This is a genomic window from Bartonella sp. AP72JLCBS, from assembly GCF_042195705.1.
In the GTDB taxonomy this organism is placed as follows: domain Bacteria; phylum Pseudomonadota; class Alphaproteobacteria; order Rhizobiales; family Rhizobiaceae; genus Bartonella.
On the sequence record NZ_JBHIOU010000012.1, the window covers coordinates 12,681 to 34,561 of the forward strand.

Annotated in this window: 12 protein-coding genes and 2 pseudogenes; 1 reads left to right on the forward strand and 13 read right to left on the reverse strand. The window is 38.9% G+C overall.

Annotated elements, in window-relative coordinates; translation table 11 throughout:
• Positions 1-10: 10 nt before the first annotated feature.
• The gene (gene murJ, locus ACFILO_RS07185) at positions 11-1,582 is read right to left on the reverse strand and encodes a murein biosynthesis integral membrane protein MurJ (RefSeq protein ID WP_273790944.1); all 1,572 of its coding nucleotides are present in this window, start codon (positions 1,580-1,582) and stop codon (positions 11-13) included.
• 312 nt (positions 1,583-1,894) lie between these two features.
• On the opposite strand from murJ, the pseudogene ACFILO_RS07190 reads away from it, so the two are divergent.
• A pseudogene (locus ACFILO_RS07190) lies at positions 1,895-2,139 on the forward strand (integrase); the annotation flags it as partial.
• Between the two features lie 228 nt (positions 2,140-2,367).
• Here the strand turns inward: ACFILO_RS07190 and ACFILO_RS07195 are convergent.
• The 12 genes and pseudogenes from ACFILO_RS07195 to ACFILO_RS07250 all read right to left on the reverse strand — a co-directional run bounded on the left by ACFILO_RS07195 (position 2,368) and on the right by ACFILO_RS07250 (position 21,821).
• Entirely contained in the window at positions 2,368-5,613 is a 3,246-nt protein-coding gene (locus ACFILO_RS07195) for a BID domain-containing T4SS effector (RefSeq protein ID WP_375653262.1), read from the reverse strand.
• 317 nt (positions 5,614-5,930) lie between these two features.
• Positions 5,931-7,895 carry a BID domain-containing T4SS effector gene (locus ACFILO_RS07200; RefSeq protein ID WP_375678062.1) on the reverse strand — a complete coding sequence of 655 codons (1,965 nt, stop codon included), beginning with the start codon at positions 7,893-7,895 and terminating at the stop codon, positions 5,931-5,933.
• A 304-nt stretch (positions 7,896-8,199) separates the two neighbouring features.
• Positions 8,200-9,486 (reverse strand): BID domain-containing T4SS effector, encoded by a 1,287-nt coding sequence (locus ACFILO_RS07205; protein ID WP_375678063.1) that lies wholly within the window; start codon positions 9,484-9,486, stop codon positions 8,200-8,202.
• Between the two features lie 354 nt (positions 9,487-9,840).
• Positions 9,841-10,677 carry a BID domain-containing T4SS effector gene (locus tag ACFILO_RS07210; protein ID WP_375653243.1) on the reverse strand — a complete coding sequence of 279 codons (837 nt, stop codon included), beginning with the start codon at positions 10,675-10,677 and terminating at the stop codon, positions 9,841-9,843.
• A 341-nt stretch (positions 10,678-11,018) separates the two neighbouring features.
• Positions 11,019-12,206, reverse strand: a complete 1,188-nt coding sequence (locus ACFILO_RS07215) for a BID domain-containing T4SS effector (RefSeq protein ID WP_375678064.1) — start codon at positions 12,204-12,206, stop codon at positions 11,019-11,021.
• Between the two features lie 310 nt (positions 12,207-12,516).
• Entirely contained in the window at positions 12,517-14,115 is a 1,599-nt protein-coding gene (locus ACFILO_RS07220; RefSeq protein WP_375678065.1) for a BID domain-containing T4SS effector, read from the reverse strand.
• Between the two features lie 334 nt (positions 14,116-14,449).
• Positions 14,450-14,608, reverse strand: coding sequence for a hypothetical protein (locus tag ACFILO_RS07225; protein WP_375646909.1), 159 nt, complete (start codon positions 14,606-14,608; stop codon positions 14,450-14,452).
• 703 nt (positions 14,609-15,311) lie between these two features.
• Positions 15,312-15,494 (reverse strand): annotated as a pseudogene (locus ACFILO_RS07230) (type IV secretory system conjugative DNA transfer family protein); the annotation flags it as partial.
• Between the two features lie 248 nt (positions 15,495-15,742).
• Positions 15,743-17,371 (reverse strand): BID domain-containing T4SS effector, encoded by a 1,629-nt coding sequence (locus ACFILO_RS07235; protein WP_375621529.1) that lies wholly within the window; start codon positions 17,369-17,371, stop codon positions 15,743-15,745.
• Between the two features lie 516 nt (positions 17,372-17,887).
• A complete protein-coding gene (traG, locus tag ACFILO_RS07240) occupies positions 17,888-19,804 on the reverse strand; it encodes a Ti-type conjugative transfer system protein TraG (RefSeq protein WP_375632461.1) in 1,917 nt (638 codons plus the stop codon).
• Between the two features lie 156 nt (positions 19,805-19,960).
• Positions 19,961-21,595, reverse strand: a complete 1,635-nt coding sequence (locus tag ACFILO_RS07245) for a BID domain-containing T4SS effector (protein WP_375653226.1) — start codon at positions 21,593-21,595, stop codon at positions 19,961-19,963.
• Positions 21,596-21,605: 10 nt separating this feature from the next.
• Positions 21,606-21,821: an antitoxin VbhA family protein gene (locus ACFILO_RS07250; protein ID WP_375653220.1), complete on the reverse strand. Its 216-nt coding sequence runs from the start codon at positions 21,819-21,821 to the stop codon at positions 21,606-21,608.
• Positions 21,822-21,881: the final 60 nt, after the last annotated feature.

The window sequence follows — 21,881 nt, forward strand, 5'->3', positions numbered from 1 at the left end:
AGTATAGATATTATGAGCGTTTTTTCAAATTTTTAAGCGTGTGAAAAAAGGAACGGGTGTTGAATAAAAAATAGGCACTAAAATAGATCAAAAATATGCCAATCATGATCCCAGCTAAGGTGATCGCGCGCAAGAAAAATGATGCTTGTGAGGATAAAGGAAAAGACAAAAAACCAAACACATTCAATCCGTAATAGAGGGCTAGTGCACTCAAAAGAGTTGCCATCATGAGACATAATATTCGCTTTATCAGTTGGAAGTCGTATTTCCAATAACCGCGTTTGATAAGGACACTCCACAGCAAAAGGGTGTTGGCCCATCCAGAGGTAATTTCAGCAATAACAATGCCTCGTGCAGATAGAATAGGAAATAATGTTAAGGCGAGACTGATATTGATGAAAACGCAAATACCTGTAAAAATCATCGGTGTTTTGGTATCTTCATGGGCAAAAAAATTAGGAATAAAGACCTTAATAAGAACAAAAGCTGGAAGTCCTAATCCATAAAGTTCTAGTAATTGTGCAACATGGTGTGTTGATTGACTGGTAAATTGTCCTCGTTCAAAGAGCAAACTGACAATGGGAGTGGAGAGCAGCAAAAAAGCAATGGATGCTGGAAGTGTTAACAACAATGTTAATTCAATAGAGCGATTTTGTAAATGGTGGGTTTCTTTATGCTTTTTGCTCCGCAAAGCGCGTGTTAACTCTGGTAAAAGAACGGTTGCAACGGCAATGGCAATTACGCCTAAAGGCAATTGATAAAGACGATCAGCATACATCAAAGAAGAGACAGCACCCGATTGACTAGAAGCAATGTTGGTATTAATAAGCAAATTAATTTGCGTGATGCCACCTGTGATGGCTGCGGGGAATGCTAAAGTTAATAGCTTACGAACATTAGGACTTAAATGGGGCTGGCGGAAGGAAATTTTCATTCCACTTTGACGCAAAGCAAGGGCAATTAAGGTGAGTTGAAGAAGCCCTGCTGCCAATACACCCCAAGAGAGATTTAAGCCGATATGCCAAGCGTCAAGTTTATAGATCCAAGCATAGGCAAGCACACCAATCAGAATAATGTTTAAAAAGAGTGGGGCAATGGCGGCAATAAAATAGCGTCGCAGCGCATTAAGCATACCCCCCATCATGGCAGCAAGCGACATGCAGGTTAAATAGGGAAACATGATTGCAGTAAAGTGAATTGTAGCGTTAAATTTTGTTGCATCTTCGGTAAAACCTGGGGCAATAATGGTTCGTACCAAAAAAGGCATACTCAGTTCCATCGCAATCGTTAACAGTAAGAGCAGCGAAAAGAGAACACCAAAGACTTCTTCTGCAAATTTGCATGCCGTTTCGTGACCTTCTTCAGTGATTTTTTTTGCAAAAAGAGGAATGAAAGCAGCGTTAAAGGCACCTTCAGCAAAAAAACGACGAAATGTGTTGGGAAAACGAAAAGCAGCGTTAAAGGCATCAGAAACAGGACCTGTCCCTAGGGCTGCTGCCATAAGCATTTCGCGTACGAAGCCAAAAATACGGCTCATGAGGGTTCCGGAAGCAACTGTTGCAATTTTTTTAATCAATGTCATAAAGATATATCAGCTTTGTTGTAAAAGAGAAGCGATGACAGGAGAAATAAAGCGTTTTAAATCGTAAAAATCTGATCTCTATCCTAATCAAGGATACTTTTTGAAAGCGTTTTACGACGGTGTTTATCTTTCTGTCAACAATGGTGCTTGAAGACTTTTTTATGCTCCTTGTTTACCGTTGTATTAAAATTTTTATTGTTGCCATAAAATAATTAAAATTTCTTTTTCAAACTGAAATATGCGAGTGATATCATAACAGTTTGAAGGGATATATAATGATAATTTCTCTCTATGGGTGATGTCGTGAATAGTGCAACCCAATACCGTTCTGTTTTATGTGAGGGGTGTGACCCTATTAAAGAACGCAAATAAAATAAAAGCGTGGAGCAATACGCAATTTCCATTATTTATTCATTATTAAAAAAAACAGCGCTTTAGATGTTTTAAAAAGTCGTAAGGCTGAGCTAAAAGGTGATGGTAAAGCTGGTGATTGGTTTTTACTTTTACGACTTTATGTTCTCCCAAAATTTGTCTGCCCTCCCGTTTTAGAGATTACATAAACAAGAGGATAGGAAGATATGATCTTTCAACAGCATTTTGTCTGTTTTTAGCACAACAGGTAATGAAAGTGATTCATTATCATTTTCAAAAATGATTGATCCTTTTATTTTTCCTGTTCAGATTTCTATTCTCGTTGAGGTGCGATTGATTTGCCGATGAAGGCAGGGGGGTAAAGGCTATCATTTTTACCAGAGGGGGAGAAAAAGTTAAAGTTTATGAACCTTTTAGATATTCATTGTCATTGCTTTTGCGTGCGCCGTTTTGTGAGGTTGAATATTTTCTTGTCTTTTGGGACTCTGATTGACGTTTTGTGTCATTTTTTGCACTTTAATTGCTTCTTTATCAAGGGTGTTGGAACATTTTTTTTCATTGTTTTTCTTTATAGATTGATGCTGGATAGATTGATACTGGTTTGGTGCGAAGCGCTCATCGAATTTATGGTTATAAAAATACATGGGTTGTATATGCGGTTCTATCTCTTTTATCTGCTTGACTATTTCCATAATCTCTTTTGCTTTGATGGTTGATGTGCCAAGACTCTTCGCAAGTCTTTCAGGATTATTTTCTTTTATAACTTCATGCTCGTTTGAAGATAAGCGCTCATTGATTTTTTTGATATAAGTCCTTATCTCCCCCCTTAATTCAGGAGAGTTTGATAACATTTCTTGCTGTTGTGCTTTTGACAAGGAAAGGAGATTTTTCATCCAAGCCTTAGGCATTTCTACCGACTGTTCACACCGCCTTTGTTTTACATGATGGGTATGGAGAATGTCTCTTTCTGTTTGTTTAGAAATATTGATATAACGATCAATGGCTCTACAGAGGGGCAAAATATTTTCTTCAGCATGGGCGCGCGCGTTGTTTTTTATGCCAAATACATTGCTACCAGAAAGCTTAGAAATCGATTGGGGAGAGGTGGTAATTTGATAGGTGAGTTGTTCTCCTTCAGTATGATTTTCATGGATCATCTCAATTTTTTCCCGCAAAATATGACGATTGCCATAAATGATTTGGCACAAAGTTTCTATTTCTTTTCTTCTTGCTTGAATGGATGCGTTGTTTTTTATCCTTGTGGCAATTTCATTGTTGGTAAGGGGGGCTATTGTTTGTGCGGGGATAAGCACTTCTTGCTGGTTTTGAATTTTTGGTGCTGTAAAGGAGAGGGCGTCACCGATTTTTAATGTCTGTATTTGCTCTGGGGTGAGATCTTTTTTATTTCCCAAGATGAAAATTCCGTTAGCATCAAGCATAAAGCCATTGGGTCCACTGCCTCTGTAAAAGCCTTTATAGGTATGACCTTCTTTTGCTGTTATAATAAGATGATGATGAATACTCTCAAGCCCGATATGTTTCATACTGTCCATGAATTCTTTTAAAATAAGTATTTTTTCTGGATTTGAGATATCTTCAAGCAGATGTTTCATTTCTTCTTTATCGTTATGTTTTAGCGATGCAATGCTGGCAAGATTCATACGTTTTTCTGTTACAAGAGAAAAGTCGAGTGTGTGGCCAGCAACTTGCCCAAGTTTTTCAAAAAACATTCGTTGCGTGCGTCCATTGCCTTCTCTGAAAGGATGTGTATAGTTGAGCTGTATCAACATTTCAGTGACATGTTCAACAAATGTTTCGCGGGTTAAGCCTTTTAAACTATTCGTTTCAGCAAGTATTTTATCTAAATTTTCTAGTCTCTCTTGTATCTGTTTTGCTGAGGCAAAAGAAATACCAGCTTTTTTCATCATTGGCATATAAGCAACGGTACCATCTTCAAATGTAAATGGTTTTTCGCGTGTTTGTCCGGCCCATTCAAAAGTATTTTTAAATAGGGTGTGATGAATATATTGGAGATATGTGGAAGTTAGTTTTTGCGGTGGCGCTTCTTGGCGTAGATGAATGATTGCTTTTGTTGTATCATGGGCACATTGCACTTTTAATTTTTTATAGTCTTTTATACCATATTTATTTTTTAAGGTGATACTATTAGGGCAAAAGAAATTACGGTACATTGTCTTATTTTCTTCGGTTTCAGGCGGTGATGATAATTTCTCCTGTAAGGTGAGAGGGACGGTGTTCGTTTTTCTTGTACCAGTATCCCAGTATGCCATAGCTTTTTTGGGGGGCTGTTTTTCTATTTCTTGATGATCAGAGCGTGTTTCCTTTGTCATTTTGACAGATATTGGATCATTTGTCGCTGTATTACTGCTCTGTAAAATGTTTTTTTGAAAATCTTTTTGCATTTGCCTCATAGCGGAAGCAGATTGAGCAATTGGTTGTGCCATTTGTTCTTTTTCTTGTTCTTGCAAACTTTTGGGCATAGCTTCAACGCTGTCATGTAAAGTATGAGGGGCAATCCATGGTGAAAAATAGGATTTTCCCTTTTTCTTTGTTTGAATGGATGCGTTGTCTTTGCTCTTTTCAGTTATTTCATCGTTTTTAAGAGTGGCTCTTTTTTCTTCTTTTTCTTCTGGAAGCAATGTTTTTTGCTGGGTTTTTTCTGGGTTTTGAATTTTTGGTGCTGTAAAGGAGAGGGCGTCACCGATTTTTAATGTCTGTATTTGCTCTGGGGTGAGATCTTTTTTATTTCCCAAGATGAAAATCCCGTTGGCATCAAGCATGAAGCCATTGGGTCCACTGCCTCTATAGGTACCATGATAGGTTTCTCCTTCTTTTGCAACGACAGCGAGATAATAATTTTTTTCATCCAATCCAAGCTCTCTCATAGAGTTGGTGAATTCTCGTAAGAGGAGCAATTTTTCTGGATTTGAGATATCTTCAAGCAGATGCTTCATAGGCTCTGGGTTGCCATGTTCCATGGCAGCGGCGCGGACAAAGTCTTTACGTTTTTTGCTCACAAGAGAAAAGTCTAGCTCATGTCCTGCTGCTTGAGAGAGTTTTTCAACAAACAGTCTCTTTGTGCGCCTATTACCCTCTCTGAAAGGATGCAAGTGGTGCAAATCTATCATTATACTAGCTGCTTGTTCAACGAATTCTTCGCGCGTTAAGCCTTGTAAATTATTCTTTTCAGCAAGCGTTTTATCTAACTTTTCTAGTCCCTCTTGTATTTTTCTGCCAATCGCAAAAGGTTTTGTAAATTCTTTTCTTTTCAAAATGGGCATAGAAGCAACAGAGCCATCTTCAAATGTAAAAGGCTCTTGGCGTGTTTGTCCGGCCCATTCAAATGTACGGGAAAAGAGGCGTTGATGAAGGTATTTTAGATAAGAGGCATTAAACTGCTCTGGTAGAGGTTCTTGGTGCAGTTTTATCATTTCTTTTTTTACATCATTAGAACAGCATTCTTTTAATATTTCTTTATCTTTGATGCGGTATTTATTTTTAAGCACTTTGCTATTGGGGTAGAAAAAATTTTGCGCTTCTTCATTGATTTGCTTTGAAATGGCTGCATTAATTACAGAGTGTTGTTCTTGCAATTCTTCCTGTGTAAAGGAGGCACAATGTTCTGTGTTTTCTTTCATGCATATTTCCTTTCAAATGGTAACATTATTTTTTGAAATCTTCTTTGTTTACATTTTTTGCCTTATGTTATTTTCATAGCGTTTTCTTCAAAGAAGAATGCCTATTTGAATGATTGAAAAAATTGACCTTATTCGCATGGAACAAAGTTAAAGTTTATAATTTTGAAGTATTATCGTGAAATTTTATCAATGAATTCTGTAAAATAATGGGGTGTCTTATTCAAAGTTTTCTGTATTTCACACACCGTCTTTGGTGCAATCTTGGCAAGATAATTGCACCAAAGTTTTGGATAAAAAGCCAACAATTAGGAGATTTATCACGACAAAGCCATTGCTTTTGATGTTTCGGCTCTGCGCGGTCGAACATGCGGCTGGTCTTCTTGTCTAGAAGTTGCTGTAACCTCTTTATGCCGCTTTGCTGTTGAGCGTTCAGGCAGCTTTGGAGGCTGCGATAAGCTTTGCTGCTTTTGTAATTTTTTATCGAGATCGGTAGGCGGTTGATGACGTTTTTGTTGTTCTGCCTGATGGTTTTGCACAATGGTTTCTTTTAACTGTTTTACAGTTTCAGCATACTCCTTAATGACGGTACAAAGAGTAGGAAGATGTTCTTCAGCGGCTTTGCGTGCTCCATTTTTTATGCCAAGGACTTGCTTACCAGCAAGTGGAGCAACAGATGCAGAATCCTTTTCAATTTGAAATACAAGCTCTTCTCCCATCTCTGGAATTTTGTGCATATCTTCTATTCTATATTGCAAAATAAATGGATCCTTATAAACAATTTGGCACCAATATTGGATCTCTCTTTGACCATATTGAACCGATGGATCTTTTTGAACTCTGCGGGCAATTTCCTCATTTGAGAGAGGCTTTATTTTCTTTTCTGAATTGAGCGGATTTTGTAAATGTTGATTTGTTAGCTCTTCCTCTTGTGTTTGTCGCTGATGTTGTTGTTCCGTGTGAGAACCTTGTAAAATATTTTCACTTTTTGTATATTTTGAAGTATACACATAACCGTTAATGGCAGCACATAGGGTGGGAAGAGTTTCTTCAGCTTTTCTGCGCGCATGGTTTTTTATGCCAAGAACTTTTCTACCAGCAAGCTTAGAAATAGACTTAGGCCGTTCTGTAACATCCCATAAGAGCTGTTCTCCCATATCGGGGTTTTCTTTGATTGCTTCTATTCTTTCATTTAAAATAAGTCGGTCGCCATAAACCTTTTCGCTCAAAAATCGTATTTCTTCTTGATATGCTACGAGCAATAGCTCTCTTTCCATTGTATTAATAGATGGTTTTTGTTCGTGAGACGGTTTTGGTTGTTCAATTGCTGTGTGTGTAGAGGAAGTTTTTGGGACGACAGTATCGCTTTGTTTTCTGTTTTCCATACGGTGCGGTTTTCTTGAAGGCGGGACGGCATATGTTCCACTGTCTTGTGATGATGAACTGCTTTGCTGCCTGACTTTCATATGTGATGATGTTTTGGGTCTAACACTTGGTTCGTGTGTTTCAGGATTTTGAATTTTTGTGCCGTTTTGTGCTCTTTCTCTCATGCGTGGGGGAAGGGGCGGAGCCACTTTTGTCTGTAGAGAAGGGGATTCTTGAGCAGTTGGTTTGTTTTGTTCTCTATCTTTTGCACGCGGTGGTCTTTGTGGGGCCATTTTTATGCGCGTGGAGGGGCTTTCTTGGGTTTCATGCTTTTGGATTTTTGCGTCGGCTTGTGTTTTTTCTCTCATACGTGGGGGCGGGGGCGGAGCCATTTTTTTTTGCGGGGAAGGGGACTCTTGAACTGTTGGTCTATGTTGTTGCCTCTCTTTTGCACGCGGAGGTTTTTGTGGAGCTGCTTTTGTGTGCGTGGAGGAGCTTTCTTGGTTTTTTGAGTTGGAGATTGTTGTGCCGGTTTGTGTTTTTTCTCTCATGCGTGGAGGAAGGGGCGGAGCCACTTTTGTCTGTAGGGAGGGGGACTCTTGAACTGTTGGTTTATGTTGTTGCCTCTCTTTTGCACGCGGGGGTCTTTGTGGGGCTGCTTTTTTTTGTGGGGGAGGCGTCTCTTGGTTTTTGGCGTTAGGAGGCATTGTGCTGGTTTGCATTGGGCTTTTCATACGTGGGGGAGGTGGTGGAGCAACTTTTGGGTGGGGGGATAAATTTTCTGGGCGTTTTTCTACAGTTGCTTTTGGCAAACTTTGAGAAACTTGGGAAGGAGGGGTTCTGGTGGGGGATTGTTCAGCCGGTTGTTGAAATTTTTCCATCATTTCGGTGATAAAAGGGGAGGGATTTCTTTTTTTCATGCATGTTCCTTTCAAACTCTTCCAATATTGTTTTTAAATACTATTTAAAAATGTACGTTGGTTTTTATTCTGTTTTATGCTTTTTCATTTGCTTTTATGAGAGAGGATATGAAACTGAATGGTTTTGCATGATTTGACTCTCTTGGCTCAGATCATAATCATTCTCTAAAGATTGTTTTCTCCAGTGTTTGGGTTAAGGGACGGAAAAATAAATTGTGTTTCAATTTTCTCTCTTTCTTGGCGCAAACACCTCTTTCCTGTGTTGCGCCAAGACGTTAGATTCAACGTGAAAACTTATGTCTGTTTAGCTGGCAAAAGCCATCGCTTTTGGGGCGGCAGTTTTGCGAGGACGAATATCTGTTTCTCTTTGTTGCGTAGAGGGTGTTGCTCCTTCATGCGTTACTGTTGAAAGCTCAACGCGTTGAGCAGACTGTGAGACGCTTTGTTGTTGATGCAAGATTTTCGCTCTCTCAGAAGATGCTTCATTGTGTCCTTGTTTTGTCTGCTGAGTTTTTGAAAGGCTCTCTCTTACTTGTGTTACAGCTGTTGCATAATTGTCAGCGGCGTCAATGAGGTGAGAAAGACCCGCTTCAGCATGTCTGCGTGCTTTATTTTTAAAGCCACAAAAGTTACGACCAATGTATTTGTTAAAAGACTGAGGATTTCCGGCAAGTTGCTGTGCCAGCTGTTCTATTGTTTCAGGGTTTTGGAAAAGCTCTTCTGTTTGTGATTGCAAAATGTTTGCGTTCCCAAAAACAACAGTGCACCAATATTTGATTTGGGCATGGTGTCTTCTGACTTTTGAATGTTGGTGAATTTTGGTAGAAATTTCTGTCTCTGAAAGCGTTTCTTTTTCGCGATGATCTGGTTTTTGCAGAAGTTTAGCGACGGCTTCCTTCCCCATTAAGCGTTCATAGTTTTTGAGTTCTTGCTCTGGAGATTGTAAGAGGCTCTCTCTTGCCTGTTTTACGGCTTCTGTATAACAATCAACGGTGACACTGAGAGCGGAATAACTCTCTTCCGCTTGTCTACGTGCTCGACTTTTGAAGCCCAGCGCGCTGGTACCGGAAAGTTTAGCGATACTTTCAGGATGGGCTGCCATGCGCCATGAGAGCTCCTCTCCTGCAGCGGGATCTCTTTGAATTTCCTGCATTTTTTCTTGCAAAATGTTTGGGTTACCATAGGCACTTGCGGATAAATGTTGGATTTCTTCTTGATAGGTTCGAACCAATGAATGGTGTGGAAGCAATATAATGATCTCTTCCTCTGAGAGAACTCTTGTTGCCCTTTGTAATGCTGCTTGTGAAGGAATTGTTGCGTGTGTCGTTTCAGCTTCTTGCGGTCTTTTGGTAGAGCCGCCTCTTGTTAACGAAGCTGTTCGATTTGTTGATGCATATACAGTTTCTTCGCTTAAAAGAGATTGTCTTTCCTCATCTTCTTCCGGTATGGATGACAGTCTTTTGCTTTTTGAAGGCGTTTCTTTAGGAAGGGGGGCTGCAGCGCCTGAGACCTCTGCCGCCGCTTGTTCATAGAGCTTTATAAGTTCTTGTATTGAAGAGGATGGAAAAGGATGAGGGTGTTTTTTTTTCATGCATGTTTCCTTTCAAAAATTGTTTTAGAAAACCTCTTTGGTGCATTCTTGCCTTTTATGCTTGGATCGCTTTGAGACAAAAGAAATATCGAGCTGAATGAGCTTCCAAAGATCTGCGCTATTTGCAATCAGCTTAATGGACATTTGTGTCTTTTATACAGTTTTTTTGTGAAATATTATCAATAAGTTATCAATAGTTATCGTGAATTACAGGCGTCATTTTTAGGACTATTTTTTGTAACATTATAAAACAATTCTTGGCGCAATCGCGATGAAACGATTTGCGCCAAGAAACTCACTGAAAAAAAGATTACATGAAAAACAAAAACCTATCTGTTTTTATGTTTATGCCCCTTACATGGCATAAGCCATTCCTCTTTCTCCTTGTCTTTGAGGGCTGTGCTCTGGACTATTTTGTTCTTGTCCTCTTGCGTGATGATGACGATGATGATGGTGTCTCTCAACTTGCTGAGAATTTTCTTGACGACGTCTTTGTTCTGCCATAGGGGTTTGCGATAGTCTTGTTGTTGCGTCTTGTACAGCTTTTGTATAACCATCAATGGCATCAATGAGCGGTTTAAAACCGTCTTCAGCTGCTTTGCGTGCTTGACTTTTTATGCCAAGTGCGGAATGGCCAGCGAGCTTATGCATAGATTCAGGATTTTCAGCAAGTCGATCTGAAAGCTCTTTTCCTTTACTGGGATCTGTAAGTATTCCTTGCAAGTGTTCTTGGAAAAGCTTGTCATTGCCATAAACAATCTTACCCCAATGCATGATCTCTTCTGCATGTGCTTGGACGTGTGGATTTTTTAAAAGCATGACACTTATTTGCTCCGTTGTGAGGGAAGATGAAGATCTTCCTCTTTGGTGCGGAGCAACCGTTGTATAGTCGGTTTCAGGATCTTCTGTCCTTTGATGTTTACCTCTTGAAGAAGGGGTAACGCTGCTAACTGATGCGTATAGAACATCAGTTTCGTGTCTTGGAGAAGCAACCGTTGTATAGTCGGTTTCAGGATCTTCACTCCTTTGAGCATGATGTCTGTCTCTTGAAAGAGGGGAAGAGGTGCTAACTGATGCGTATAGAACTTCCTCTTCTGGGGTTGGACCGCGCTGGTTTCCTCTGGTTGGTTTATTAACTTTTGCATAGAGGGCTTCTGGATTTGCAGAAGGGCTTGGATGATGTTTTTTCATACATGTTTCCTTTCAATATTTTTAGAAAACCTCTTTGGTGCATTCCCCACTTTTAGTTTTGATAACTTTTATATAAGGAAGATATCCAACCGAATGACCTCCAAAGATTTTGCGCTATTCATATTGATATGTAATGAACATTTATGTCTTTTATACAGTTTTTTTATGAAATATTATCAATAAGTTATAATAAATTACAGAATCCATTTTTAGGACTATTTTTTGTAATATTTTAAAACAATTCTTGGTGCAATCACGATAAAATGATTTGCACCAAGAAACTCACTGAAAAAAAATTACATGAAAAACAAAAACCTATCTGTTTTTATGTTTATGTCCACTTACATGGCAAAAGCCATTCCTTTTTCTCCATGTCTTTGTCGTTGTGGGCTGTACTCTGGACTATTTTGTTCTTGTCCTCTTGCGTGATGATGATGGTGGTGGTGGTGTCTGTGTTCTGCTTCTCTTTCTGGATTTTCTTGTTTTTGACCTCTTTCTCTTTCCTGTTCACGTGTAAACTGTTTATGGAGCTTTTGTGCCGTATGTATATGCCTCTCAAGAGCTGAGCAAAGGTGGGTAAACTCATCTTCAGCTTCTCTGCGGCTTGGAGATTTTACACCAAGTATTTTGTGACCTGCAAGCTTACCAGCGCTTTGAGGATTTTCTGCAAGGTCCCATAAGATTTGTTCTGCATTTTGAGGATCGTCAAGGATCTTCGCAAGTGGTCCATTCAAAGCATGTTCTTTTCCATAAACAACTTTGCATCGCTCTTGGATTTCTCTTACACCATATTGAAAGTCTACGTTTTGTAAAAGCTTTGTCGTAACCACATCTTTTGGGGTTCTGGGAGGGGAGATTTTTCTTCCTCCAACGCCTTGATAGATGGGATTTTCTAGTTGTTGGGATTCTTGCCCACCTTCAGCTCCCATGCCAACCGTTGTATAGACAGATTCGAGAGGTCTTTGGGGAGAGTGCTCACCACGTTCACTAAAGTCAAGCTCTGCATAGAGATGTTCTGGTTCTTGGGGATGTCGTCCACCCTGTGCACCTCCACCAACTGTGTCGTAGGGTGTTTGCCAACCTTGCGCCGCCAGATCCGTTATTGAATAGGGGTTTACGAGTCTGTCGGTGCGTCGCCCATCACTCGGTCTTCCACCAAGTCTGTCATAGGGATTTCCTAGTGGCTTTTGGGGAGCAAAGACCGTTTCTGCTGGTTGTTGAAGTGTATAGTGTTGTGGGTTGCGTTGTTCTTTGGGTGGTTTGTTAACCTTTGCGTAGAGGTCTCCTACATTAGAAGCTCCTAGATTTTGTTGTTCAAGTGGCTTTTGGGGAGCATAGATCGTTTCTGCTGGTTGTTGAAGTGTATAGTGTTGTGGGTTGCGTTGTTCTTTGGGTGGTTTATTAACCTTTGCGTAGAGGTCTCCTACATTAGAAGCTCCTAGATTTTGTTGTTCAAGTGGCTTTTGGGGAGCATAGATCGTTTTTGGTGGTTGTTGAAGTGTATATTGTTGTGGGTGACTTTTTTTCATGGCTGTTTCCTTTCAATATTTTTAGAAAACCTCTTTGGCGCATTCCCCACTTTTTTGATATTTTTTAGGACAAAAGAAGAATATCAAACTGAATGGTCTCCAAAGACTTCGCGCTATTCATATTGATATGTAATGGACATTTATGTCTTTTATACAGTTTTTTTATGAAATATTATCAATAAGTTATAGGAGATTACAGGATTCATTTTTAGGACTATCTTTTGTAACATTTTAAAACAATTGGTGGGCGTAATGGAGATAAAATGATTGGTATAAAGAGTTCTGTTGGAAGGCAAAAGTTCACGCGTTTTTAGCCGGTAAGAGCCAGCGATGAGGAACGACTAACTTTCAAGCTGCGAGCTTGGCATTGTGCTTCTTGGGTGTTCTTTACAGTATTCGCAATTTCTTTTGCTTTGCTTTCCGATGTCCCAAGGAGGCAAGCTAGTCTGGTATAATCTTTTTCTTGTATGGCTTTACGATCTTCTGAGGATAGACGATTGTGTAGTTGTCGTGAAAAGGTATGGAGTTCTTGTCGCAGTGAACGAGAATGGAATAAAGCTTCCCTTTGTTGTTCTTCTGGTAAGGCAAAAAGGTTTTGTAAATTTTTTCCAGGTTTTTCGACAGTGTGGTTCAGGCGATTTTGTTCTCTTTGGTGTTGCTCTAGAATTGCATCTTTTGTTTGTTGTGTTATTGCGCCATAATTTTTAAGGGCTTGGCTGAGTTGTGGAACAGCCTGTTCGGCTTGTCTGCGATTTGAACTTTTCATGCCAAGTATTTTACTCCCAGCAAATTTAGAAATTGATTGAGGGTTTTGTAAAGTTTCATCGGCAAACTGATTTCCTAAGTTTGGAGCTGCCGTTATGATATCTAATGTTGTCTTTAAGGTGTGGGTTTTACCATAAACAGTCTTTGATAAATTTTCGATTTCTTTTCGGCTCCCTTCAACATAAGCGTCATTTGAAATCCTTTCAAATAACTCTTCATGGGTAAGAGGGGCTAAAGTTTCTTTTGGGATCAGTGTTTCTTTTAAGCTTTGAACGTTGGTTTTTTGAAAGCAGAGGCGGGCACCGTTTTGTAATGTTTTGACGAGTTCTGGGGTGAGATCATCTTTGTGTCCGACGACGAAAGCCCCTTCTACTTCCATGACAAAACCTTCTGCTGAAAAACCTCTAAAGACGCCTTCATAGGTTACATCTTCCTTTGCTGCAACAACAACACGATCGTTAATTTCATCCAGTCCAGCGTTTCTCATTTGGGAGATGAATTCTTTTAAAACAAGGGATTTTTGTGGATGGGTGATATCTTCAAAAAGATCTTTCATCGGTTGGGAATTGCCATATTGCATGGCTTCAATACAAGCTGTTGTCATGCGTCCTTTTGTGATGAAAGAAAAGTCAATGGTATGTCCTGCGGCTTGTCCAAGTTTTTCCATAAACATTCGATTTACGCGCCCATTGCCTTTTCTAAAAGGATGTGCGTGCTCTAGCACCATAAAAACATCAGCGGCACTTTCAGCAAATTCTTGGCGCGATAAACCTTTTAAATTGTTCTTTTCATTAAGTGTTTTTTCGAGTTGTGTGAGTTCTTTTTTAATCTGTGGACCGATAGCAAAAGGAACTTCATAACCTTTGGGACGCATCGCCGGCATATGGGCAGTGGTGCCGTCTTCAAATGTAAAGGATGTATCGCGAGTGTGGCCCGCCCATTCAAAAGTTTTGTAGAAGAGGCTCCAGTGGATTAGTTTTAGATAGGAAGCATCAAATTTTCGTGGGGGTGGTTCATGGCGAAAATTGACGGCTGCTTTAGTGACGTCATGAGTACTGCGTTGATACAGTTTTTTAGGGTCTTTGATGCCATATTTATTTTTGAGTGTTTTGGTTCCTTTATATAGATAATTTTGCTCTAACATGTAATCTCTCCTAAGTAGGTAGGGTGGTGGTTGATGAGCGTCTTAAACGCTGCATGTGAAAAATTCCCCTTCGCGTATTCTTTTGAGATTTTGGTTGTTATGAGAGGGAGCACTTTTCCCTCCAGTGTATGGGATGTATCAATCGTTTTGTGATGCTTTTGAAAAGCTTTTCTGATGTTTCCTTTGTTTATTATCTTGTACTGTAAAATGCTGGTATTTAGGACGCTGATATGAATCCCATAAGTAGTCAGAAAATGGATTTTCTATAAATTGACTCTGGGTAAAATCTTCGTTCTTTGAGGTGTAAGGAAGAGGTCAAAAAGAAAAATGTTGCTTAAAATTGTTGTTTTTTTCCTTTAACAAAGTTGTTTGCAAGAGCGCTTTGATGAGGAGCGTGGATATAGCGGGTGTAATCGCTCTTGGTTAGCGGATGGTGCTGGTACTTTTCATACACAGCTCTCAGATTGGTGAATCTATGGGCAAAAGCAGTCATCAAAAATTTTTCTCCATTATGTTTTTCTTATTGTTCCATATGAATATCTTGCCATACGAACATCTCTTTTGTGTATTTTTGCAACAAAATGTTTTTTATTTTTGTATTGTTGCTCTTATTATATTGCGCTGCTTTAAGATCCATAAGAGAGGAAACCCTTTCTTTGGTTGGGGAGAAAAGCCTTTTTCAGCGCTTTATCATTAAAATAGAACACTTTATGATATCGTAAAGGGGGAAAAGCTTGTATAAGAATGATTTATTCATTTTGATGTATATCTTAAATATTTTTTGGGAAAAAATCGATGTTCTTGAGTGTAGGTGTTTTGAGAGTTGTTGTCTCAAAGATCAACCGTTTTTTTTTAAGTCTTGATATTGGTGATTAGCGTTGTGAAATGTTTTTGCTTGTTTGTAGGGGATAAATTATAAACAAAAAGCTTTGTAGGAATGTATTTGCAGGACGCTCTCAAGTGGAAATGTTGGTTTGGTTATAGGTGATTTGAGGGGGGGACTTTCTTGTAAAGACGATGGGTATTGGTAAAACGATACACAAAATACAAAAAGGAAAAAACACGGATTTTTTATCATGTTTTCCTTATGTATGAAGAAGTGGTCAAAAACTTTTTGTTAACGGGTTTTTAAAAAATAGAAATGTATGTTGTTTTTGTGGTTGGTCTTTTCATAGTCAAGATCTCATAATAGGAAGTTAGTTTTTCTTTTGTGGAGCAAAGCGGTTTTTTGCAGCTGCGGCTAACATTTCTTTCCTTCTGAAATAGATGGCGCAACCACATCGCGAAGGGGAGCCTTGCATCAGAATAATTTGTTCATTTTGACGCATTTCTCGGATAACTTCGTGGGGTAAAATGAGTGCTCTTTTTAAAATATTCATATAACCACGAAAATCGACTCCATCTAAGACAAATAAAATAGGCTTTTGTAGCTTTCGTCAGTAGTAATCATGACGTTTAAAAGGAATTAACAATTATCCTGTCCAATTGCTTTGGATATGGTGTATATGCTATGTGCAAAATTGGTGGTAGGGCGCTTAAGTAGTCTGTTTTTTGCATGTATGATAAGAATATTAAAATATCTCTTCCACATAGGTGTTTAAATCAAAAAAACAAAGTTTCATATTTTTTAGTTGGCCATAGCAAGTGTATTTGAACGATTTTGTGTGCGTGTGTAGAATTGGCTATGAGTGTTCCTTGCTTTTTGAACAATGTCGGTAATTTCTCGTGCTTTCTGTTCTGATATACCAATACTTTGTGCAAGTGTTTCATAATCTTTGTTTGTGATCGCACTACATTCGTTTGATGAGAGACGATGTTCTAAACTGTTTATAAAAGTACGGAGCTCTTGGTGTAATTGAGGAGATTGAGACAAGATTTCTCTTTGTTTTTCCGGTGATAAAGCAAAAATATTTTGCAAGTTTTGACTGGGATTCTCTACCGCTTTTCCAAGGCGTTCTTGTTTAATTTTATGGTCTCGAGTGACTATATTATAGGTAGCTTCTACAGTATACACATAATTCTCAATTGCAAGAGAGAGCACATCAAGATAATTTCGAGCGTGTACACGTGCCGGATTTTGTAGACCGCATATACTAAAACCTGCAAGAGGAGAAACAGAGTGCGGTGCCTGTTTAATCTGATTAGCAAACTGTCTGCCTAATTCTGGATTTTTAATAATCTCTTCTATCTGTTCGTTTAATACGTTTGCGTCACCATAAACAGTTTTTGCGTAAGCTCGGACTTGCTTTTGAGCTTTGAGAACGTAACTATCTAGCGCAACTGTTTTGGCACATTCACTTTTTGTGAGAGGCGCTAATGTTTCTTTTGGAATAAGCGTGTTTTCAAGCTCTTTGCTGTTGGGGGCGGTAAAGGTAATGATATCACCAGGTTTTAGTGTTTTTAATCGTTCTGGTGTGAGATCATCTTTGCTACCAATGATGTAAGTTCCTTGCACATCGAGTATAAAACCTTCTGAATAACAACCTTTATAAGTTCCTATATAGGTTTCTCCTGCCTTTGTTGCTATAACAAGGCGATCATCCACGTTGCGTCCCGTATTGTTTATGTGGTCCATAAATTCTTTTAAAAGACGTATTTTGGGGGGATTGGAGATATCCTCAAAAAGATCTTTCAACAGTTGTGTATTGCTATATTGCATTGCTTCGCTACAGGCAGCCATCATACGTTTTTGTGTGACAAGCGAAAAGTCAAGCTGATGTCCTGCAGCTTTGGCAAGATTTTCAAAAAAGACTTGTTCTGTGTGCTCATTGCCATCTATGAATGGGTGGATTTTGTGAAGAGAATAAAATAGACTCGTTGCTTCCTTGACAAATTCTTCGCGTGTTAAGCCTTGCAAATTGTCTTTTTCGGCAAGCGTTTGATCTAATTTTTGTAAGAGTTCAGGGATTTCTTCACCGGTTGCAAAATTATTGCCCCATTCCATTCTTTTCATTTCTGGCATGGCGGCAATGCTATCGTCTGTAAATGCGAAGGGGATATGGCGCAGATGTCCAGCCCATACAAAGGTATTTTTAAACAATTGTTGGTGGATATGGCATAGATAAGTTGAATTAAAATATTCTGGCAGGGGTTCTGCACGCAGATTGATCATGGCTTTTTGCCTATCATGTGAGCATTTTTCCAGAAAGCGTTTTAAATCTGTTTCTCCATATCTATTTTTGAGAATTTGGGTACCAAGATAGATATAATTATGGGGTGAGGGAATTCCTTTTGTTTTTTCTTTTGCTTTGGGCATTGTTACATTCCTTATAATGTTACATTGTCTATGAGAGTGTGTTAAACTTTTTGTTTGAAAATCCCCCACGCATATTGTTTTGAGATGTTGAGACTTGGGTGAGGAAAAAATCCCTCAAATTCGTAGGTGTTTTTGAGTGTATCAATCTTTATCTTGGCACTTTTTTCTTTTACTGAGAGAGAATGGTTCATTTGGGTTGTTTTCATGCATATTGTCTTTTAATTTTTTTGTAGAAAAATTTCCCTATAAAAGCGGTGCCTTCAAAAGTTTCCTGATAGGATTCTCAAGGCATAGATATGATTGGTATTTATTATTTGGAGATGAGGAGAGTGCTTTATAAAGAAAGTTGGCATTGGTAAGCACAGGCATAATACCATCATTTAAAGACTTTTCCCCATATTTTTCTTGTTGTATCAAGCGGGAATTCCTTCTTTATAGGCTTTTATGAGATAGAATCTCTGCTTTTATCCTTTGATGTTTTTGTTTTGATGCATGGCCTCCATTAGAGGGTGTTTTTTAGTTTTTCTTTTGTGGAGCAAAGCGGTTTTTTGCAGCTGCGGCTAACATTTCTTTTCTTCTGAAATAGATGGCGCGTCCACATCGCAAAGGGGGTTGTCCTTGCATCAGAATAATTTGTTCATCTTGACGCATTTCTTGAATAACCTCATGGGGTAAAATCAGGGCTCTTTGTTGGTAATTGACGTTGTATGAACTCTTTCCTAAAGATAAGCCTCTTGATTTGTTCGTTCCGGTTACTTCAACGGTCATTTGACCACAGCGTTCTGAAATGTCTTTGGCAGTTTGGAGATCTTTAATGGCAGCATAGCTGACAAAAGAGCAGCTTTCAAACCATGAGCGTGCTCCGGCTTCTCCAAAGTGATTGACCAACTGACCAGAGGATTGATAAAAAAGCATTAAGGATGTACCGTATTTACGTCCACGATCGCGTGCTTCTTCTAAAATATTCATATAGCCTAGAAGATCAACTTCATCTAAGACAAATAAAACACGCTTTTTATAGTTACCGTCTGCTGTAACCATGGCATTGAGAAAGGCGCCAATAATCACACGTCCAATAGCTGGATAACTGTTTAAAATGCTTGCGGGGAGATTGAGAAAAACATCTGTATTGCCATTTGCAATATCTGAGGAAAAAAAATCATCTCCGCAGACAAGATCTGCGTAATTGGACAAAGAAAGCCATTGGGTATCTTTTGAGGCGGTTGTATAGACTCCTGAAAAGGTTTGTTCTGCCATTTCTGTAAAAATACCAACCATTTCACGAATAAAAGGAGAAGGTGTTGTTTCTTGAATCATGCGTAATTGATTAACAACGGCTGTTTCTGATTGAGAGAGAATGCCACGCAACGTTTTTAAATTGCGCTCGCTATCTTCATATTCATCAGAAAATACAACATGAGCAAGAAGAGCTGTTAATAAATTATGGGCTTGTGTCGAGAAATATTCTGCTGAAGAATTGTCTGATTTTTTATCTGTAAGGAGCAACTTGGAAAAGCTTACAATATTCGCTTCGCGTTGTGTGCGTGGTACGCTGTCGTCTAAAAGCCAATCGATGACATTAAAATTTTTTGTTAAAAATGAATTGGGATCGAGAACAATGACATTTCTATTCCCCATCTTTTGACGCGCAAATTTGACCATTGGGGCAACTTCTGTTGAAGGATCAAGACAAACAATAGATCCTGGATAGGTTAAACACGTAGGAACTACTGTACTTGTGGTTTTATAGCCACCAGAACCAGCAAAAAAGATCATATGAGTTGAACCAAAATCAAGATTAAAGGTTAGCAAAGGGGCTGTTCCACCCTTTCCCCATGTTGTTTTATTACCAGGTGCAAAGGGAATTTTGCACACATTATCTTGATCAACACGGTATCTTTCACCCACAACAATTTGCCCATTGGCAGGAAAGATTTTTGCTGCATCTCTTAAATTCATCCAAGCGGCCTCACCAAAAATACCTTTTTTTGCACGCTTGACCTTACTTTTAGGGGGAAGGGTTGTTACGAATTGAATGATGGAAAAAAAAACACCAATGATGATGCCAAAAACAACCATGGGGTCCATGAATTGAAGAGCATAGCCCCATGTTATTCCTTGTTGGCCAACATAGGGACTTAAACGTTTTATTTCACCACCAATATAGTAAAGAGCGGTTGTTCCAAAAAAGACAACGGAGACAAAAGTGATCATTTTACGCAGGTGCAGTTTTTGCGAGAGACTATACAACAATGAAACAGCAGCCGTTAGTGCTAAGACTAATAAAGGCTCAGAACGAAGTGTCCAATAAATTTGATCGCTTTTTAGTCCATTTGTTATAAACAATAAAAAATGAGGGACAAGGAATATCGTTAAAGCACCTAAAGCGATAGGGGTTAAAATGAGTACCATTTGTGTTTTGGTATATTTCATTATATTTTACTTTCAATTCTATCAGAATATGCTGCGAAATGTTCTTTTTAGGTGTGTGATATTAACACTCTTTCTTTTTTGCAAAGGTGCAGATAACGCTCCAAACAGTTTTCGTTTATGAGCTCTTCTCATGAAGAAGGAAGGTTTTATCTATTCTTAGCAGGCCATAGCAAATGCTTGGGAACGATGCATTGTGCATATTTGTGCTCGTTGATGTACTTCTTTGGTTTGCTTAATAATTTCTGTAATTTGCCTAGCTTTACTTTCTGATACACCAATGCTTTGAGCTAGTGTTTCATACTCATTATTTTGGACTGCTTTATGTTCATTTTGTGAGAGACGGGTATTGATGTTTTTTACAAAGTCGGTAAGCTCTTTTTGCAGTGAAGGATTTTTTGCTAAAGCTTCTTGCTGTAATTCTTTTGGCAAGGTGAAGAGGTCTTGCAAGCTTTGACTTGGCATTTCTACTGTGGTTGCAAGGCGCTTCTGTTCTGTTGCATGTTCTTGCATAATTTCCTTCCCAGCATGTCTCACTGCATGGGCAAAATTTGCAACGGCAGTGCAGAGCATCTCAAGATGATTTTTAGCGTTTGCGCGTGCCTGATTTTGTAGTCCACATAAACTGAAACCTGCAAGATGAGAAATAGAGTACGGTGCTCTTTCAATCTGGTTGGCGAGCTGCTGGCCTAAGCTTGGATTTTTGATGATCTCTACCATCTGTTTGTCTAATATTTTTTCGTTACCATAAACAATTTTTGCCAATTTCTGGATCTGTTTTAAGCTTGTGTGTACGCAAGAATCTTCAGCAATCATTTCGGCTTTTTCATTTTCTGTCAAAGGAGCTAATCTTTCTTGTGGAATGAGAATGCTTTCAAGCTCTTTTGTTTTTGGGACTGTAAAGGTAAATTTGTCACCGGGTTTTAATGTTTTGAGTTGTTCTTGTGTGAGATGCTCTTTATTACCGATGATATAAGCCCCTTTAACATTGAATGCAAAGCTATCATAACCAGCACCTCTATACATCCCTGTGTAGGTTTCACCCTCTTTTGCAACCATAACGGGACGATCATTAACATTGCGCCCAAGTTCTTTCATGTTGCTCATGAATTCCTTTAAAAGAAGTATTTTATTGGGATTAGAGATATCTTCAAACAGATGTTGCATTGGTTCTAGATCACCATTTTCTGCTACAGCAACACTGGCGAGCATCATGCGTTCTTTTGTAACAAGTGAAAAGTCAAGCTGATGCCCTGCTGCTTGAGCAAGCTTTTCAAAAAAGACCCGTTGTGTACGTCCATTGCCTTCTCTAAAAGGACGAAGTTGGTTAAGGGCGTTAAATAAGCTTATTGCTTCAGCGTTAAATTTCTCACGCGTTAAGTCTTGCAAATTATCTTTTTCGGCAAGCGTTTGATCTAATTTTTGTAAACCGTCTTGGATTTCATCGCCGAGTGCAAAAGGATTTTCCCAGCCTGTTCTTTTCATTTCGGGCATGGCGGCTGTAGTGCCATCTTCAAATGTAAAGGGGAGATGGCGAAGATGACCAGCCCATTCAAAGGTATTTTTAAATAGATGTTGATGAATAGAACATAGATAGGAGGTATCAAATTTTTCTGGTAAGGGGGCTTCACGCAGATTAACCATTGCTTCTGCTGTATCATGCGAGCATTTCTCCAGAAAGGATTTTAAGTCTTTTATTCCATATTTATTTTTGAGTGTTGTGGTGTTTGGGTAGACATAATGATGAGGAGAAACTGTCTGTATATTTTTTGTCTTTGCTTTTGCTTTTGGCATTGTAGCCTCCTTATAATGTCGTGTTGTCCATAAGAGTATTAAATTCCTCGAGTGAAATATTCCCCTTTGCATATTCTTCTAAAATTTTGAGTGTTGTAGGATGAAGCGCTATTCCCTCTATTTCATGGGTGCTGATGGCTGCTTCAACGGCTTCACGGCGTTTTTTCAATTCTTCTTCTGTCATCGATAAAAGATTTTCTCTGTTTTCTGTTTCTTTGGTTTTCATGCATTTTTTCTTTTATTTGCAATCGTTTCTTTAAAAGAGCCTTTGGCAGCCGGTGTGATC